General features: G+C 53.7%; 18 protein-coding genes. 12 read left to right on the forward strand and 6 right to left on the reverse strand.

Annotated elements, in window-relative coordinates:
* Positions 1 to 219: 219 nt before the first annotated feature.
* The 4 genes from zinT to AC0IXH_RS11450 form a co-directional block, all read right to left on the reverse strand.
* Positions 220 to 870: a metal-binding protein ZinT gene (gene zinT / locus AC0IXH_RS11435; RefSeq protein ID WP_134823643.1), complete on the reverse strand. Its 651-nt coding sequence runs from the start codon at positions 868 to 870 to the stop codon at positions 220 to 222.
* A gap of 199 nt (positions 871 to 1069) precedes the next feature.
* Positions 1070 to 1228: a hypothetical protein gene (locus AC0IXH_RS11440; protein WP_167738374.1), complete on the reverse strand. Its 159-nt coding sequence runs from the start codon at positions 1226 to 1228 to the stop codon at positions 1070 to 1072.
* Between the two features lie 154 nt (positions 1229 to 1382).
* Positions 1383 to 1733: an anti-adapter protein IraP gene (iraP, locus tag AC0IXH_RS11445; RefSeq protein WP_013201178.1), complete on the reverse strand. Its 351-nt coding sequence runs from the start codon at positions 1731 to 1733 to the stop codon at positions 1383 to 1385.
* Between the two features lie 144 nt (positions 1734 to 1877).
* Entirely contained in the window at positions 1878 to 2555 is a 678-nt protein-coding gene (locus AC0IXH_RS11450) for a GntR family transcriptional regulator (RefSeq protein ID WP_346599508.1), read from the reverse strand.
* 132 nt (positions 2556 to 2687) lie between these two features.
* On the opposite strand from AC0IXH_RS11450, the gene AC0IXH_RS11455 reads away from it, so the two are divergent.
* From AC0IXH_RS11455 to AC0IXH_RS11510, 12 genes are all read left to right on the forward strand, one after another.
* Complete coding sequence (locus tag AC0IXH_RS11455) at positions 2688 to 3398, forward strand: DUF2848 domain-containing protein (protein WP_471720445.1); 711 nt, start codon at positions 2688 to 2690, stop codon at positions 3396 to 3398.
* Between the two features lie 42 nt (positions 3399 to 3440).
* Positions 3441 to 4802, forward strand: a complete 1362-nt coding sequence (locus AC0IXH_RS11460) for an amidase (protein WP_471720446.1) — start codon at positions 3441 to 3443, stop codon at positions 4800 to 4802.
* A 59-nt stretch (positions 4803 to 4861) separates the two neighbouring features.
* On the forward strand, positions 4862 to 5509 hold the full coding sequence (locus AC0IXH_RS11465; RefSeq protein WP_346565786.1) for a hypothetical protein: 648 nt from the start codon (positions 4862 to 4864) through the stop codon (positions 5507 to 5509).
* Positions 5506 to 6825, forward strand: coding sequence for an MFS transporter (locus AC0IXH_RS11470; protein WP_346565785.1), 1320 nt, complete (start codon positions 5506 to 5508; stop codon positions 6823 to 6825). The genes AC0IXH_RS11465 and AC0IXH_RS11470 overlap by 4 nt, the downstream gene beginning before the upstream one ends.
* 175 nt (positions 6826 to 7000) lie before the next feature.
* Positions 7001 to 7564 carry a peroxiredoxin gene (locus tag AC0IXH_RS11475; RefSeq protein WP_053146398.1) on the forward strand — a complete coding sequence of 188 codons (564 nt, stop codon included), beginning with the start codon at positions 7001 to 7003 and terminating at the stop codon, positions 7562 to 7564.
* Positions 7565 to 7605: 41 nt separating this feature from the next.
* Positions 7606 to 8838: a protein-disulfide reductase DsbD family protein gene (locus tag AC0IXH_RS11480; protein ID WP_471720447.1), complete on the forward strand. Its 1233-nt coding sequence runs from the start codon at positions 7606 to 7608 to the stop codon at positions 8836 to 8838.
* A gap of 30 nt (positions 8839 to 8868) precedes the next feature.
* Positions 8869 to 9435, forward strand: a complete 567-nt coding sequence (locus AC0IXH_RS11485; RefSeq protein WP_471720448.1) for a sigma-70 family RNA polymerase sigma factor — start codon at positions 8869 to 8871, stop codon at positions 9433 to 9435.
* Entirely contained in the window at positions 9422 to 10048 is a 627-nt protein-coding gene (locus AC0IXH_RS11490) for a DUF1109 domain-containing protein (RefSeq protein ID WP_041691935.1), read from the forward strand. The genes AC0IXH_RS11485 and AC0IXH_RS11490 overlap by 14 nt, the downstream gene beginning before the upstream one ends.
* Before the next feature lie 159 nt (positions 10049 to 10207).
* Positions 10208 to 12409, forward strand: a complete 2202-nt coding sequence (gene fhuE, locus AC0IXH_RS11495; RefSeq protein ID WP_455916323.1) for a ferric-rhodotorulic acid/ferric-coprogen receptor FhuE — start codon at positions 10208 to 10210, stop codon at positions 12407 to 12409.
* A 101-nt stretch (positions 12410 to 12510) separates the two neighbouring features.
* Complete coding sequence (locus tag AC0IXH_RS11500; RefSeq protein WP_134823634.1) at positions 12511 to 12738, forward strand: hypothetical protein; 228 nt, start codon at positions 12511 to 12513, stop codon at positions 12736 to 12738.
* A gap of 532 nt (positions 12739 to 13270) precedes the next feature.
* Positions 13271 to 14668, forward strand: a complete 1398-nt coding sequence (locus AC0IXH_RS11505) for a sugar porter family MFS transporter (RefSeq protein WP_013201166.1) — start codon at positions 13271 to 13273, stop codon at positions 14666 to 14668.
* Positions 14669 to 14704: 36 nt separating this feature from the next.
* On the forward strand, positions 14705 to 15136 hold the full coding sequence (locus AC0IXH_RS11510; RefSeq protein ID WP_013201165.1) for a PTS mannitol transporter subunit IIA: 432 nt from the start codon (positions 14705 to 14707) through the stop codon (positions 15134 to 15136).
* A 336-nt stretch (positions 15137 to 15472) separates the two neighbouring features.
* Here AC0IXH_RS11510 and AC0IXH_RS11515 read toward each other — a convergent pair whose 3' ends face one another.
* Positions 15473 to 16078, reverse strand: coding sequence for a cyclic nucleotide-binding domain-containing protein (locus tag AC0IXH_RS11515; protein ID WP_013201164.1), 606 nt, complete (start codon positions 16076 to 16078; stop codon positions 15473 to 15475).
* Positions 16079 to 16319: 241 nt separating this feature from the next.
* Positions 16320 to 17222, reverse strand: coding sequence for a hypothetical protein (locus tag AC0IXH_RS11520; protein ID WP_346595105.1), 903 nt, complete (start codon positions 17220 to 17222; stop codon positions 16320 to 16322).
* Between the last annotated feature and the right edge of the window lie 17 nt (positions 17223 to 17239).

Below are 17239 nucleotides of genomic sequence, written 5' to 3' on the forward strand. Positions count from 1 at the left end.
TTATTGCCCTGCCCAGCCTAAAGCTGACTAAACTTTGATCAAGGCTGTCTATCTGATGAGATCACTGTATGGTAGTCGCCTCATTGCCCTATTAATGAACATGCTGGGTACTCCTACTATCCGGCAAGTGAGAAGAAGCCCACCTTCGAGTGGGCTTTTTTTCGTCCTGATAAAGGGTAAACGGCGCAGATAATCCCCCCGCTCGGGGCAGTCATCGCCTTAGTGGTGCAGCATTTCGTCAACCACCTGCTCGTCCGTCATCTGGAACGGATAGTAGGTCGGCCAGCTGTCCATTTCGGCCAACAGGGCCTGTTGGGAAGTATTGCCGGTAAAAATATGGAAGTGGGACGATTTACGCGGACCGATAATATGGTCGCTGAACTGCACGAACTTTGGTGCCTTGCTGCTGGCATCAGAGCAGGTGAACAGATAGCGGACACCCTTCTTACCAGAGACATAGTTCAGGATTTTGTAGCCAGCATAGTCATACTTACAGCTACTGACCTGCTCGCCAACGTGGAACTCCATGGTGCCATTCTCGATGCCAATGCTCTCAATATTGGTGGCATAACCTTTGCGGTAATAGGCTTTAATATCGTCGAAGGTTTTACTTTTATCCTTCTGCGCTTTTTTTTTGAATACCGGATCCAGTTCGCCTTTCAACAGCAGCGGATAAACGGATTGCCAGACGCCATCCCAATCCTCAAGCTTGCGGTCCTTAACGTTTTTGTCGTCAAACACCCCATCAGCCGCCTTTTGCTCGATCTCCGTCAACGGCGTACCGTGCGAATGATGACCATGCGACAGCGCCTGTCCGCTAACCAGAAGACTACCCAGAGCTAACGCAAATTTTCCAAAGTGACCCGCCAAAATTGAATCCTCAAAAAGTAACAGAGGATTTAATGTTATGATATAACATATCAAAACTCAACAAGATGTGTTGAAAATGCACCGGGCGGTGTGAAGCGGGGTTAATGCAGACGGATTCAGGACGAAAAAAAACCGCGCTGATGGCGTGGCCCCCGAAATCGGGTATGGCGCACGCCATTCTGGCGGTTTATCAGAGAATTCAGATGTCTTCTCGTGGATCTACGGGCTCATCATCATCTTCAACGGGATTTTCTACATCGTCCGTGCCTAATGGCAATCCGGCTTCATCTTCATCTTCCTCCTCAGGGAACTCTGCATCATCTGGGAGTGGTTCAAGGTCATCGGGACGTTCAGACATACTCACCTCCGTTAGCCCATATGGGTGTATTAACTATAGGAGGTGCTTTTACGCAATAGGTGCCTGACATCACACATCAGGGCGAAAGAAAAAATAAGCTCAGGCCGGTGATGTTGGCACATCACGGCCAGGATTGAAGCCGCTTCAGGCGGCCCTACTTCGGCTGGGGCAAGATCTCCAGTGAATCACCACCCGCTGCGGCCAGCGCTTCCTGATCGAGTTCGGCATCAGCCTGTTCGATAAGACGCGTCACTTCCAGCAGGTTACGGAATTCGTTCAGCAAAATATCCGCATCGGATCTCAGCACATCATCTTGCGAATCAAGTACCGAATTGATGGCTTTGTTAACGCTCTCCACCATTCGGGTCATACCGCCGTTTTTACCCACCGTCAGCGTCAATGCACCGATCAGTAAGGACTGCGCTTCCACCTGTGCGGTTAACTGCTTGGATTCCGCATCCATTTTTGAAATTTTAGCGAGCATGCTAAAGATAACGTTTTTCATTGAAGGTTCCCCCTGGAAACGAAGGATATCTTACCGCTGTAGAAACTTTACTCAAGATGGGCGAGAAGATTTAATACCGCGAATAAAGCAAGCAGCGGGTGAGCGCCCGCTTCAATCGATAACAGGTGCGGTATTGTGAGTCGGTTAGCGGCGCAACAGCGCATGGCGGAATGACAAAATATGCACTTCCGCCGCGTCGGCGGCGGCCTGCCCGTCCCGTGCGGCCAGCGCGCTGATAATCGCCCGATGTTCCTCAATCACTTCCTGCATATGCCCCTCTTTCGACAGCGAGCTGGCCCAGAAGCGCTGCGATTGCGCATGCAGCACGCTAAGAATATCCATCAACATCTTATTGCCGGAAATTCTGGCCAACAGCTGGTGAAACTGGTTATCCAGCAGCATCATCTCGTCACGATCGCGGCGCTCGCTGGCCGCTTCAATCTGCTGATTGATGGCGTCGAGTTCCGACAGCTCCTGAGCCGAAATACGCGAACTGGCCAGCCGCATGCACAGCATTTCATTCGCCAGCCGGACGTCAATCAGTTCTAACGCGTCATCCACCGACAGCGGTGAAACCATCACCCCTTTGCGCGGAATAATCTGCAACAGCCCTTCGTTGGCCAAACGGTGGATGGCCTGATTCACCGGCGTCCTGCCCATCGCCAGGTCGCTCATCACCTGCGCGGTATTCAGATATTCCCCTGGCTTGTAACCCAGGGTGACCAACGCCTGCCTGAAACGGCTATACGCCTGTTCGTTTAACGATAGCCCTGACTGTTCGCTCACCGGTCGTTCCTCCGTTTCTGTGACATCAGTCTTCATATCCAGCGCGTGCTGAGAAGATTTTTAGACATTCTACACAAAACATGGCACGGAAATCGCTTATTTGATAAATGAAGTTATAGTGAAATTTCACTGTGTTTTCTATTCAATCAGCAAAAGAGGCGTTTCCCGATGCAACTTACCTTCACACTGCCATCAGCTCATAGTGTTGATAATAATACAAAAAACCACCCAGAAAGCCTGACGGTCGACATCAACAAGTTGGTGATCGCCGGATGGGCAGGACGCGATCCTGACGCTATCGCGCACCATATTAGTGAACTGGAAGCCCTGGGCGTGCCCCGTCCGAGTGCAGTTCCCCTCTTCTATCGGGTTGCCGCTAACCAGTTGACACAAAGTCATTCGGTAGAAGTGATTGGCGCCGCCAGCTCTGGCGAAGCCGAAGTGTTTATCTTCACCCATCAGGGCGAGGTGTTTGTCTCACTGGCCTCCGATCACACCGATCGTGAGCTGGAATCGCACAGTGTGGCGCTCTCCAAACAACTGTGTGTGAAGCCCGTGGCAACGCAGGCCTGGAGAATGACCGAGGTCGCCGGGCACTGGGACCAGCTGATCCTGCGTGCATGGATAAAAGAAGACGGCGAATTCCGCCTGTATCAGGAAGGCACGCTCGCCAGCCTGCGCAAACCTGATGACCTGCTAAGCCGCTATTTGCCGGATGGTGAGGTGCCGGCTGAAGGACTGGGGATGACCTGCGGCACCGTCGCGGCAATAGGTGGCATTCGTCCTGCAACGGAATTCCGTATGGAGCTGGTTGATGAGCAGTTGGGCCGCCGCATTTGCCACGACTATCACAGCCTTGAATTACCGGTTATCGCCTGAGCCTGACCCCGATCGTCACCCTTTAAAACTGGGAGTATCGCCATGAATTCTTACCCCTCTTTAAGCCTGCAACAGGCCATCGAACAACTGGAGCTTGGTACGGTGACCTCCGTCCAGCTGACTGAACAGGCACTGGCGGCGATCGCTGCTCGCGAAGGTGAAGGCTCGCGGGCCTTTACCCAGGTGTATGCGCAGTGGGCACGCGAGCAGGCTGAAGCCTCGGCTCAGCGCCGGGCGGCCGGCAACGCGCTTTCGCCGCTGGATGGTGTGCCAGTGTCGATCAAGGACCTGTTTGACCTGCAGGGTGAAGCCACCACCGGCGGCTCGACCGTGCTGGCGGATGCGCCCGTCGCCGAATCCCATGCGACGATTGTCGACAAGCTGTTGCAAGCCGGTGCGGTGATCGTCGGTAAAACCAATATGACTGAATTTGCCTATTCCGGTCTCGGAATTAATCCGCACTACGGCACGCCGGCAAATCCCTGGGATCGCGCTGCACGCCGTATTCCTGGCGGCTCGTCTTCCGGTGCCGCCGTATCGATCAGCGATGGCATGTGTCTCGGGGCAATCGGCAGCGATACCGGCGGATCGGTGCGTATTCCGGCAGCGTTCTGCGGTCTGACCGGGTACAAACCCACCGCACGTCGAATTTCAATGGCCGGCGTACTGCCGCTTTCGGCGTCACTCGACTCTGTCGGCACCCTGGCTCACGACGTCTTAAGCTGCGTCGCACTCGATGCGGTGATAGCCAACCGGCCGTTATCGCTGACGGTAAAAAATCTTGCCGACGCCCATTTTGCAGTGCCCCAGACGGGGGTGCTGGAGGGGCTGGATACCCAGGTTGCCGCCGCGTTTGAGCGGGCGGTGATGGCGCTGAAACAGGCCGGAGCCAGGGTTTCTGCCATTCCGCTGAGGGAAATCGCCGAGCTTTCCGCCATTAATGCCAGCGGGGGATTTACCGCGCTGGAATCCTGGCAATGGCACCAGCCGCTGATAGCGCAACGCGCTGAAGGTTATGACCCGCGCGTGGTCTCGCGCATTCGTCGCGGTGAAGCCCTGGGTGAAGCCGATCGCCAGCGGTTGGTGGAACAACGCGCCGACTGGCAAACGCGCGTCAGCCAGATCGTTCAGCAGTACGACGCGCTGTTAATGCCCACCGTGCCGTTTATTGCCCCGCGCATTGCCGATCTTGAAGCCGATGAGGACGCCTATTTCCGCGTCAACGGCGCGGCACTGCGCAATCCGTCGGTGATCAACTTCCTTGATGGCTGCGCCGTCTCTTTGCCTTGTTCGGCAAAGGGTCTGGCACCGGTCGGCTTAATGGTCGCGGCATTACCCATGCAGGACGACGCGCTGATGAGCTGGGCGCTGGCGATTGAGACCGTGCTTAAAGCACAGCAATAACAGACAGATAACCGCAAACACCTCTTCTCACCATGACACTGAAAACGGCAGGACTAATGATGACTTCTCCAAAAAATCAGGGCATGCTTTTTGTCGCCACCGACGTCGCCGCACAGGATGAAGCGGATTTTAACCACTGGTACGATCGCGAACACGTTGAAGAACGCGTAAGAATTGAAGGTTTTCGCTCTGGTACGCGCTATCAGTCGCTGCAAGGCGGACGCAAATATCTTGGCCTGTATAAAACCGACTCGCTGGAAAGCTTCACTTCCCCGGCGTATCACGCGGCCTTCACGCAACAAACGGCCTGGTCGCAGGCCTGTCTGCAAAAAATGCAGTCACCGATGCGCCGGGTGTGCACCATCAGCGCCCAGGTTGGCCTGGGCTCTGGCAGCCATCTCGCCATTTTGACCCTGGCCGCGGGCATCGCGGAAAGCAACATTGCCCAACTGGGTGAAACGCTGTTCGCGCAGCCTGGCTTCATTCATTCCAGCCTGTTAACGCCGGACGCGACGCTCAGCACACCGCTGCCGAAAGAATCCCCTGACAACCGGCAGCTTCTGCCGATGATGCTGATTGAATCCAGCAGCGCTGAAGCCTCGCAAAGGCTGGCGTCCCAGGCCTGTGATACGCTGGCACTTCGCCACAATGACGTCATGCATTACGCGCTCGGCTGGCAGTTGACCGCGCAGGAGGTGAAATCATGAGTGTGTCATCTACTGATACCCTGCGGCCAAAAACTGCCAGCGCTGAACAGACGCCGCCCAAAACCGGTCGTCTGGCGGCGGCCAGTTCAATCGGCACCGCGCTGGAATGGTATGACTTTACCGTCTACAACATCATGGCCGCGCTGATTTTCAACCACGTCTTTTTCCCGTCGTTTGACCCGCTGGTGGGCACCATTCTGGCCTTCTCAACCTATGCGGTCGGCTATGTCTCGCGCCCGGTTGGCGGCATGATCTTCGGTCATTTGGGCGATGTGCTGGGGCGTAAGTTCGTGCTGGTGACCACGCTGGTGATCATGGGCGTCACCACCGCGCTGATGGGCCTGCTGCCGGGCTACGCCAGTTGGGGGATCTGGAGTCCGCTGCTGCTGGTCAGCCTGCGCTTTATTCAGGGCATCGCGCTGGGCGGCGAATGGGCGGGTGCGGTGTTGCTGTCGATGGAGCATGGCAAACCGGAACAGCGTGGCCGCAACGCGTCATTCGCTCAGGTTGGACCGTCCTGTGGCACGCTGATTGGCACCGGATTGATCACGCTGGTGACGGTGTTCCTGTCGCCAGAAGACTTCCAGCAATGGGGTTGGCGTATTCCGTTCGTACTCAGCCTGCTGCTGGTGATTTTTGGCTTATGGCTGCGCCGTGGCGTTGGTGAAACGCCCGCGTTCCTGGCGTTAGAAAAAGCGAAAAATACCACCCACACGCCGGTCAAAGAGGTGTTTACTCACCATCTGCGTCCGCTGCTGGTGGCGGGCGGTGCCCGCATCGGCTCAGATGTGCTGTATGCGTTGGTGGTGGTGTTTACGCTGACCTATGTTACGACCGTGCTGCACCTGCCGCGTCCGGTGGCGCTGATGGCGACCATGCTCGGGGCGCTGGGCAACGCCATCACCGTACCGATGTTTGGCGCGCTGTCCGATCGGTGGGGACGTCGCCCGGTGTACATCATGGGCGCGGTGCTGGCGATCGCCTGGTCCTTCGTGTTCTTTATGCTGCTCGACAGCGCCCATCCGGTGCTGATCTGCCTGGCGGTTATCGGTGGCCTGCAGGTTCACGCCATCATGTATGGCCCGCAGGCGGCGTTTGTTACCGAGCAATTCCCGACCCGCGTGCGCTACGCAGGCTCTTCGTTAGCCTATACGCTGTCGGGAATTGTTGGCGGCGGCTTCGCGCCGCTGATCATTACCACGCTGTTTACCGAGTTCAGCACCACGTTAGCGGTATCCTGTTATGTCTCGGTGGCGCTGATTGTCACCTTGCTGGCGGTGTTGGCGGCGAAAGAGACGGCCAAAAAACCGCTGTAACCCCGCGTTCTGCCCCTTGAAAACGGAACTTGCGCCAGGCTTGCGTCGGCGCAGGTTCCCCTCCGCCCGTTTTTATACATAAAACCGCGATTTATTTTTCCCTCCGCGAAACTTTCCGCAGCGTGACAGCGAACTGTTTATCAACGCACTTCCTGTAACCCTGTTGGAGCCCGACATGAACCGTACAAAAAAACTTCTCTGTTCTGTGACCGCCGCTGCTGTTATGAGCCTCGCGATGCCTGCCCTCAACGCTTACGCCGCACTGCCGGTCGGCGCGCAGGCCCCGGACTTTAAACTTCAGGGCGCACTGGCGGGCAAGCCGCTGACCTTCTCGCTGCAGCAGGCATTGGCAAAAGGCCCGGTCGTGCTTTACTTCTTCCCGGTGGCCTTCAGCAAAGGCTGTACCATTGAAGCTCATGACTTTGCCGAAGCGACCGATGGCTTTAAAAAGCTCGGTGCCAGCGTGGTTGGCGTGACCGCCGGCAATACCGAGCAGATTGGCGAATTCTCAAAACTGGAATGCCGCGATAAATTCACCGTAGCCGCCGACCCAGGCGCGAAAGTGGCCAGCGAATACCAGACCACCATGCAGATCAAAGGCAAAACCGTCTCTGACCGTACCTCATATGTCATCGCGCCAGACGGCAAGATCCTGCTGAGCTTCACCGACCGCAACCCGGATACCCATATTCAGAAAGCCATGGACGCGGTGAAACAATATTCTGCTTCGCATTCCTGATCTGAGTTTGCCGGTCACCCTTTAGCCTGCTGAGGCCCGTTATGTTAACTGCTATTTTGTCCGCCTTTTTAGGCGGCATTATCCTCAACTTTATGCCGTGCGTGTTTCCGGTGATCTCCCTGAAGGCGCTGGGTTTGCTGCGTCATCAGGGCAGTTCGTCGGCGGCACGCGCCGAGGGACTGGCCTTCCTGGCGGGCGTGGTCGTCACCATGATGGCGCTGGCGGGCATCCTGCTGGCGGCGCGGGCCACCGGTGATGCGGTGGGCTGGGGTTTTCAACTCCAGTCGCCGCTGGTGATTGCCATCCTGGCGCTGATTATTTTGGGTGCGGCGCTGAATCTTCTTGGCGTCTTTGAAGTCGGGCTTTCGTTGCAGCGCGCGGGCGAAATCGAAGTCGGTCGCAGTGCGTTAGTGCGTTCGGCGCTGACCGGTGTGCTGTCGATCGTGGTTGCCACGCCATGTTCCGCGCCGTTTATGGCCAGTGCGATTGGCTATGCGCTGGTGCAGCCGCCGGCCGTCTCGCTGGCGATATTTTTCTCGCTGGCGTTGGGGTTCGCCGCACCCTTTACGCTGGTGTCACTGTTCCCGCAGCTGGCAAAACGCCTGCCTCGTCCTGGCGCGTGGATGGATGTGCTTAAACACGGCCTCGCCTTCCCGATGTTCGGTGCTTACGCCTGGCTGGTGTGGGTGCTGGCGCAACAGGCCGGTACCGGCGCACTGGCGACGATCCTCGCCTGCTCGGTGCTGCTCGGTTTTGCCGGCTGGCTTTACGGCATCGCGCAGAAACGACGTTTTCGTGAAAAATCGCACAAGCTGCTGTATGCCGTTACCGCCGCATTGCTGGTGGCAGTGATAGCGCCGGTGACCGGCATTATCCAGCCTGGCGCCCCGCTGCCTGATGGACAAACCGCCGCAGCCGTTACCCAGGTGAAATGGTCGCCACAAACCGTTGCCGAGACGCGCGGGCACGGTAAAGCGATCATGGTGGACTTCACCGCATCCTGGTGTATTACTTGTCAGGTAAACCAGCGCACCACGCTTTCCACCACGGCGGTGAAAGAGGCGCTGCTGCGCACCGGTACGGTATATATGGTTGCCGACTCGACGAAATTTAACCCCGACATTGATGATGCGATGAACGAATTCGGCCAGGGCGGTCTGCCGCTGTACGTGGTGTATCCGGCTGATGGCAGTGCACCGAAGGTGTTGCCGCAGGTATTGACCCCGTCGATCGTGGTGAATGCCCTTAACCAGGCGAGCGGCAAAAAAGCGTGATCAAAGCAGGACGTGAAAGAAAGGCGGTGGATGGTTAAATCCGGTACGCAACGTGATGAATGGCCAGAATTGATGGCGCAAGCTCAGGCTGGAAAACAGCAGGCCTACACTCGCCTGCTGACCGAGCTGGTGCCGGTGATCCGCACCCTGGTGCATAAGCACGTTGACGATGCGGTGCTGGTTGAAGACGTGATTCAGGATGTTCTGCTGGCCATTCACCGCGTCCGCCATACCTACGATCCCGCCTGCCCGTTTTTGCCGTGGCTGATGGCCATTACCCAGGCGCGATCGGTGGATGCGCTTCGCCGACGCGGCCGCCAGCGTCACTGGGAAGTGGAGGAAGAAGACGCCGCCGCCACCTACCCGTCGACGTCTTTTGTCGAGCCTGAGCGGCCGGAAGCGCGGGAAGAGCTGAGCCTGTATCTGAATCAACTCTCATCCCGACAGCGGCAAATCGTTGAGCATGTCCATCTGCGGGAGATGACCCTGGCGGAAGCCGCCACGCAGAATAATTTGACGGTTCCGGCCGTAAAGTCACTTTTGCATCGCGCATTGACCAATCTTCGCCGTTTTGGAGCAAAGCATGACCGATCATAATGCCTTAATTGAAAAACTCAGCCGCAGCGCGGCGCCGGTAAAAAGGACGGCACCCACCGGGTGGCGCGTGGTCGCCGCGATAGTGATGGCCCTGCCCTGCGGCGCAGCGGCCAGTTTGCTGGTGCACCGCAGCCTGACCGACTGGTCTCAGCCTGGGATGGGATGGGCGATTTTTCAGCTGGTGCTGGCGTTTATCGCCGGAACCCTGGCGATCCGTAATGCCTTTCTGACCAGCATTGCCGGTCGCCGACCGTTGAGCTGGAAATGGTTTGTGCCGCTGGCGGTGTTGTGGCTCGGCAGTATTCTGTTCAATATGCGCAGCGTTTCCCCGATTCATGGCCAGGGTGAAGGCACCAATTGCTACCTGTTTATGCTGGTAGTCAGCGTGCCGATGGCGGCAATTATGATTGGCTATCTGCGTCAGACGCGGGCAATTTATCCGGTAAAAAGTCTGGCTGCAGCCGGCGCCGGTACGGCGTGCATGGCCTTAGTGATGCTGACACTGTGCCATCCAGTTCATCTGGTTATGCCGGATTTGATCCTGCATCTGCTGGCCTTCGCGACCATTGTACTGACCACGATTGTTGTCGGTCGCAGGCTGGTCGTTCTGTAAGAAAATCCGCGACCGCAACACTTCGAAATGGTTCAACACATTCTTTTGCATTGCCAATCAAAATGATTATACTTCTCATTCGTTTTTTGGTGCGTTCAGGAATTTTCTTGCTCTGCATTGTGCGAAGTAAAAATAATAAAATCATTTTGAGGGTAAATAATGTCCTTTGCTCCTTGCTCTTCCCAGGGAACTCGCGCCAGCGGATCCAGATTCACCCCCGTTTCCACGCCGTCTTTATCACTGCTTGCCGTGCTGATTGCCTCTGCGTTGCCGGTTTCCGCCGCAGAAACGGCGCAGAAAGAACAAAACCTGGTGGTCAATGCCGCCACGGATGACAGCAGCAACACCGCAGACACCGACTACAACGTCCCCGTCACCCGCGCGGCCACGAAACTGGCCCTGACCGCCCGTGATACGCCGCAGTCGATAAGCGTGATCACCAAACAGCGTATGGAAGATCAAAAGCTGGAAACGCTGAACGATGTGCTGAAAAACACCACCGGCATCTCTGAATTTAACTCCGGCGCGAACCGCAGCAATTTCTATTCGCGCGGATTTATGATCGATAACTATCAGGTTGATGGCGTTCCGGTGCTGGTCGATCCGCGCTGGAATATCGGTGATACCCTCTCTGATACCGCGATTTATGATCGGGTCGAAGTGGTTCGCGGCGCAACCGGTCTGATGACCGGTGCCGGCAGCCCGGCGGCCTCGGTCAACATGGTGCACAAGCATGCGGACAGCAAAGAATTTGTCGGCAACGTCTCGGCCAGCTACGGCACCTGGGACAATCAACGCTATGTCGCCGATTTATCTGCGCCGCTGACCGAGTCAGGTAACGTCCGCGGCCGCATTGTGGCCGGCTACCAGGACGGTGACAGCTGGCTGGATCGCTATCACAGCCAGAAGAAATTCCTCTACGGCATAGTGGATGCGGATCTGACCGACTCCACCACCCTTTCCGTCGGGTATGACTACCAGGAAAACCATATCTCGGGCAACACCTGGGGCGGTTTGCCAACTTACTATCTGGATGGCAGCAGAACCCATTACGATCGCAGCACCAATACCGCGCCAGACTGGGCGTATAACGACAGCGACTCGAAAAAGGTCTTCGCCAGCCTGAAGCAGAGCTTCAATAACGGTTGGGAATTTAACCTGAGCGGCAGCCACACCGAAGCGACGATGGACAGTAAAGCGCTGTATATCGACGGCTACTTTGATAAAAATACCGGTATCGGCGTCGGTCCTTATGCGGGTTACGACCTGTTAGGCGGCACCGGTTATAACAGCGCCAAACGGAAAGAAAATGCGCTTGATGCCTATGTCAGCGGACCTTACGAGCTGTTGGGTCGTCAACATGAGCTGATGGCCGGCGTGAGTTATATCCGCCAGAACGATCGTTATTTCAGCGCCTTCACCAACCTGACGTCAGCCGATGTCGGCGACTTCAACAACTGGGGCAATTATCCGGAACCGGACTGGGACGATCAGGCCCTGTCGGAAGACAACACCATTCATCAGAAGTCAGCCTATATGGCAACACGCATTTCGCTGGCCGATCCGCTGCACCTGATCCTCGGCGCGCGCTACACCAAATACAGCGCAGACACGCTGACCGAGAATACCGAGAAGAACAACATCACGCCGTATGCCGGCCTGGTGTATGACATCAACGATACCTGGTCTGCTTACGCCAGCTATACCTCGATCTTTAAGCCGCAGACCTACCGCAACGCCAGTGGCGCTTACCTTGCGCCGGTGACCGGGAAAAGCTACGAGACCGGGATTAAAGGCGACTGGATGAACAGCCGCGTAACGGCGTCGCTGGCGGTCTTCCGTATCGAGCAGGATCACCTTGGCACAACAGATTACGCGATTATCCCAGGCACCAGCGATTACGCTTACTACGAGCAGGATGGCACGGTCAGTAAAGGCGTCGAGTTCGAAATCAATGGTGCGGTGACCGACAATCTGCAAATGACCTTCGGTGCTACCCGTTATGTGGCGAAAGACGGCGAGGATCAGGCATTGAATCCGACCCAACCGCGCACCTCGCTGAAACTGTTCACCAGCTATCGCCTGCCGATGCTGCAGGATCTGACGGTAGGTGGCGGCATCAACTGGCAGACTCACACCTGGGATCATGTTGACGGTCCAGACGGTGCCAGCACGATTTACGCCGAGCAAGGCAGCTATGCGCTGGTGGATCTGTTCAGCCGCTACCGCGTGACTAAGCAACTGTCGGTGCAGGCGAACCTGAACAACCTGTTCGACAAGAGCTACAACATCGACGTCGGCAGAAACACCGTTTACGGCGAGCCACGTAACGTCTCGGTTACCGCCAACTACAGCTTCTAATCTGCTTTCTGCCTGCCTCAGCAATGGGGCAGGCTCTCCCCTTTTATGCCTGGCGCGGTATACTGGTGCCGACTTTACACCGCATTGCAGGGATCCAAGCCATGACGTATGACATCTTAATTTTGACCGGTACCGGGGGTGACTTAGTCAGCTTCCAGCAATATGAGGGCGGCCCAGGCTTCCCGGCAACCCTGACCTTCGACGATGAGCCTTATGACTTAACGTTGTTCAGCCTGGGGGAAAAGCGCTACCTGATCGCGCATAATCAGCCCATTGAGCATGACGTTGCCGAAGAGGTGATTGGTCAGTTCTCACCAAGACCGGTTTAATCCCGGTTCCAGCAACGACAAGCCATCCAGCGGATGGTTTTTTTTTGCCAAAATTTCAGGTCTCCGCTTCATTAACCCGGTAAGAAAACACCTACTTTTTCAATGGAATTTTTCTTCCAAAGTAATCACAAAATGAACATAAATTGCTTAAGAAATGTACTAATCATGCGTTCCAGAGTTGAGCGGGTTTGAGGGGAATTTGCAGACGTCATTATCATCAAACATAAATTCAATAAAAATCATAAAGTTGCGCATTTGATCTGAAATAGACAAATCGAACAGAAATACCAAAAACCGCCAGTAACGAAATCAATCAATCGCAGTGTGACGTAAGTAGAATTTTTATTTCAAACATAATGCTATCTTCTTTGACGATATCGCTCGGTGAGTACCTCACCGTTGGATAGCCAGAAACGGGTCCCCAGTCAGCCATTGGCACCCTTTGTTGTCATCAGATGAGAACAGAGATGAAGCCATCATGGGTTTTTAACCGTTCCGGCTTTAAACGGATAATCAAATAAAAGGTAGAAATATGTCTTTGGCGATGCACCTTAATCAACATCAGAGAAAACGATTACATCAGATTGCGCTGGTTGCTACGTTTGGCGGTTTGCTGTTTGGTTATGACACCGGCGTCATTAACGGGGCGTTCTCTTCACTGAAAGAGAATATGGCCCTGACGCCGACCACCGAAGGCCTGGTAATGAGCGTGCTGCTGATCGGTGCCGCCATCGGCAGCGTCTGTGGGGGAAAGCTCGCTGACTTCTTTGGGCGTCGAAAATATTTACTCTGGCTCTCCTTTATCTTCTTTATCGGGGCGATCTGCTCCGCCATGGCTCCTAACGTCACCACTCTTCTGCTGGCCAGATTCATCCTCGGTTATGCGGTAGGCGGCGCCTCGGTCACTGCCCCCACCTTTATTTCCGAAGTGGCCCCGACCGAAATGCGCGGCAAGCTGACCGGGCTGAATGAGGTGGCGATCGTGATTGGACAGCTGGCCGCCTTTGCCATCAATGCGGCCATTGGTTTCATGTGGGGACACCTGCCGGAAGTCTGGCGCTATATGTTAATGGTGCAGGCGATACCGTCAGTATTACTGCTGGTGGGGATGTGGCGTTCACCTGAGAGCCCGCGTTGGCTGATCAGTAAAGGCCGTCGCGAAGAAGCGCTGGTGATCCTGAAACAGATCCGTCCCGAAGCGCGTGCGGTAAAAGAGTACGAAGACATCATCACGCTGATGGAGATTGAAAAAGAAAAGAAGCTGCATACCCGTGGTGCCATGGAGATTATCTTTAAGACGCCATGGATCCTGAAACTGCTGCTGGTGGGCATTGCCTGGGCTGCGATTCAGCAAACCACCGGCGTTAACGTCATCATGTATTACGGCACGGAAATCCTTAAAACGGCCGGCTTCTCGGAAAGAACATCGTTAATCTGTAACGTGCTGAACGGGGTATTCTCAGTTGGCGGTATGCTGTTTGGCGTGCTGTATCTGGTGGATCGCTTTAAACGCAAAACGCTGATCGTGTCGGGTTTCGCCCTGATGGCAACGCTGCACCTGTTAATCGCTGCGGCGGACTATTATCTGACCGGCGATATGAAGGCAACCACTATCTGGCTGCTGGGCGCACTCTTTGTGGGCGTGATGCAAGGTACGATGGGCTTCCTGACCTGGGTGGTGCTGGCTGAACTCTTCCCGCTGAAAATCCGCGGCCTTTCGATGGGTATTTCGGTGTTCTTTATGTGGGTGATGAATGCCATCGTCAGCTACCTGTTCCCGGTGCTGGAGGCTAAACTTGGCCTTGGACCGGTGTTTCTGATTTTTGCCGTCATCAACTATCTGGCCATCGCCTTTGTGATAATCGCTTTGCCAGAAACATCCAATAAATCGTTGGAACAACTTGAAGAAGAGCTGTCTGCGGGTAATTGATACCTTCACACTTTGGAAAATGAAAGGAGACGGGCAATGATAGATACGATTACCGTAGAGAATCTTCATCTGGGATGTCAGGCAAAAAATAAGGCCGATGTTTTAGCGATGGTGGGGAAAGAGTTTAAGGCCAAGGGTTATGTCAGCCAGGACTGTATCGCTTTCCTGAATGAAAGGGAGCATCAGGTCTCTACCTTCCTTGGCAACGGAATTACCCTGCCCCACTTACCGAAATCGCAAACGGGCATCATCCTGAAAACCGGCGTGGAAATCTTTCAGTTCCCCGACGGGGTGATCTGGGACAGAAGCAACGTGATGTTTATCGCCATCGGCGTGATTGCTAAAGAGAAAGAACACATTGATGTGTTGAAAGACGTTGCGTCGATTTTCAGTGATGAAATCATTTCCAATGCGTTGTCGCTGATTTCCAATAAAAACGACTTCCTGCGCATTCTTAATCGCAAATAGCGCGTAGCCCCGCAGTGTTGTGTTGCGGGGCTAGGTTTATTCGTCACAGATAACCAACACGCTGACTTTATCGTCATGGTGCATATAGAGCACAATATAATCCGTCACCATTTCGGTGAGTTCATTGTTATTGTTAAAGGGGAAGAGTGTATGATGCGATTTCAATCTGGCATTACCCTAAATTAAACAACTTCCCATAGCGACGCCCAATCACATCAAAATAATTAACATCGGAAAATTTGTGATTCTCTCGGATCCCTGCCGTGTTATAACACTGAAGAAGGCTATTTATAAATAAACAGATTAAACTGAAAAAAATCAACTCAACACTAATCGTTACACCATCTCTGCGACAAATCGCCCATTTTCAAGCTCTATCTCCCCTTCTTCTTTCAGATCCTTCAATATACGGCATATCGTGCTTTTTGATAAATGTGAGCTGTTTGATAGCAGATATAAGACGGAGTATCTATTCTTCAAACGCATTGGGAGGTTTTTCCACATATTCAAAAGCGCGATGACCTGTTCACGGGCGTCAGCTCTGCTCACCATAAGATAGTTCATTAGATCGGTATAATGTCCTGCGATGATATTCATCACATCCGCATGCGAATTATTATAATTGATCACCCGCCAGAACTGATCGTAATCAATTGTTTTTATTATGCCGTAATCAATACGCTCAAGAAAAAGTGGTGTGGGTTCCAAGGCCGGCGTTGCGCCAATGACATAGGGAGCAGACACAATGCTGAGAATTTTATTCTCATTAATCGTACGTAAAAGGAAATCGCCTTCAGTGATAAAAAATACTCTCTGGCAATTCTCTTTATTCAAAAAATAGTGCCGTTTTCCTCTGACCACTTCATCAGGCGCTGCAACGGTGCTGTAGCATGATAAAGCAGTAATGATCCGGTTGTGGTTCCTGAGCAAGCACTGAGACATACTTCACCTTCATTAATTTCGGATAAATGAAAATCGAAATACCCCTGCGGCTAACCAGAAGTTATTTCGCTAACCAAAATATCTCGAAACCTTCAAAGATAGAATATAATGCAGAAATAAATACATACTCAGGATTTTGTATCGCCAATCATGCATAATTTATAAATTAGTATCGCCTGCGAATACGGCGGGCTGCTGTTGCTTAGTATGAAATCAAAAACCTGCCGCTCCCCTTGAGTCTTTACTCACATGAAAGCGTTGTGGTCATGATGCCTTCATAAAGGCCAGGGTATGTGGTATCAGGGACACTCTCCAACTGCAGATAATAGTCGTTGGTGAGTTCACCTTGCCACTGCCCATCAGCCGCATTCCACAGATTAGATGAGGAGGTATCCATAACGGAATACTTTAGCGTTCCCCCGCCAGTGTTTTTAATTAAGCCACTGTTGCTATCATGTTCGCCTGGCCTAAATGTCACCTTGCCATTTCCAGATGCATTTGAGCTGACCAGTATGTTTTTTTTCGCTTGCCCCGTTGTAAGATTGCCGAGATCGGCCGTCGTATTTACATCCAGGGCACAAACTGAAGCAGCGGGTAAGGTCGCGCCGCCAATACTGCTAAATCCCAACTGCGAATTCCCCCAATTATTCTCATCCGAAGCGACTATTTTAATATTTATCGACGTATCTTTTTGAGATATATTTTGTAATCTTCCTGTAAGTGATAATCCCGTAATCACCGGATTGGTTCCACCTTCCACTGCCTGCCCATCAAAGGTGGGTACATTCACCCAATAGGCGGAGTTATCCCAGCACTGCCACTGATCGGCATCCTGGCATAACGGTAGTTTTGCACTGAAAGAGCCTTGAGTGGTTGTGATCACGACATCACCGTAACCAATTATCCCTGGGTTACGTCCATTAGGTATTAGTATCAGACGCGTGAAGCCCACCTTTTTGTCAATAACTGGGTACTCCCCCTTGTTATAAAGTTTTAAGCCAGTTATTGGGATCTCAACAATACTTGATGCCTGTATAGTCATTGCTTCACAAGGTATAACTGCACTAAACGCAACGACGTACAACAGCCCTGACAGGCGTTTTGAGCACTGCCTGGCCTCACTGTGATTTCTGAAATTCATCATTTATTCTTCTTACTCTT

It is taken from the genome of Erwinia sp. AC075 (assembly GCF_979253995.1).

Excerpts from the sequence above, each read along its gene's own strand:
- AC0IXH_RS11440 (WP_167738374.1), bottom strand. The coding sequence starts at position 1,228 with ATGTCTGAACGTCCCGATGACCTTGAACCACTCCCAGATGATGCAGAG.
- iraP (WP_013201178.1), bottom strand. The coding sequence starts at position 1,733 with ATGAAAAACGTTATCTTTAGCATGCTCGCTAAAATTTCAAAAATGGAT.
- AC0IXH_RS11450 (WP_346599508.1), bottom strand. The coding sequence starts at position 2,555 with ATGAAGACTGATGTCACAGAAACGGAGGAACGACCGGTGAGCGAACAG.
- AC0IXH_RS11455 (WP_471720445.1), top strand. The coding sequence starts at position 2,688 with ATGCAACTTACCTTCACACTGCCATCAGCTCATAGTGTTGATAATAAT.
- AC0IXH_RS11460 (WP_471720446.1), top strand. The coding sequence starts at position 3,441 with ATGAATTCTTACCCCTCTTTAAGCCTGCAACAGGCCATCGAACAACTG.
- AC0IXH_RS11465 (WP_346565786.1), top strand. The coding sequence starts at position 4,862 with ATGACTTCTCCAAAAAATCAGGGCATGCTTTTTGTCGCCACCGACGTC.
- AC0IXH_RS11470 (WP_346565785.1), top strand. The coding sequence starts at position 5,506 with ATGAGTGTGTCATCTACTGATACCCTGCGGCCAAAAACTGCCAGCGCT.
- AC0IXH_RS11475 (WP_053146398.1), top strand. The coding sequence starts at position 7,001 with ATGAACCGTACAAAAAAACTTCTCTGTTCTGTGACCGCCGCTGCTGTT.
- AC0IXH_RS11480 (WP_471720447.1), top strand. The coding sequence starts at position 7,606 with ATGTTAACTGCTATTTTGTCCGCCTTTTTAGGCGGCATTATCCTCAAC.
- AC0IXH_RS11485 (WP_471720448.1), top strand. The coding sequence starts at position 8,869 with ATGGTTAAATCCGGTACGCAACGTGATGAATGGCCAGAATTGATGGCG.
- AC0IXH_RS11490 (WP_041691935.1), top strand. The coding sequence starts at position 9,422 with ATGACCGATCATAATGCCTTAATTGAAAAACTCAGCCGCAGCGCGGCG.
- fhuE (WP_455916323.1), top strand. The coding sequence starts at position 10,208 with ATGTCCTTTGCTCCTTGCTCTTCCCAGGGAACTCGCGCCAGCGGATCC.
- AC0IXH_RS11500 (WP_134823634.1), top strand. The coding sequence starts at position 12,511 with ATGACGTATGACATCTTAATTTTGACCGGTACCGGGGGTGACTTAGTC.
- AC0IXH_RS11505 (WP_013201166.1), top strand. The coding sequence starts at position 13,271 with ATGTCTTTGGCGATGCACCTTAATCAACATCAGAGAAAACGATTACAT.
- AC0IXH_RS11510 (WP_013201165.1), top strand. The coding sequence starts at position 14,705 with ATGATAGATACGATTACCGTAGAGAATCTTCATCTGGGATGTCAGGCA.
- AC0IXH_RS11515 (WP_013201164.1), bottom strand. The coding sequence starts at position 16,078 with ATGTCTCAGTGCTTGCTCAGGAACCACAACCGGATCATTACTGCTTTA.
- AC0IXH_RS11520 (WP_346595105.1), bottom strand. The coding sequence starts at position 17,222 with ATGATGAATTTCAGAAATCACAGTGAGGCCAGGCAGTGCTCAAAACGC.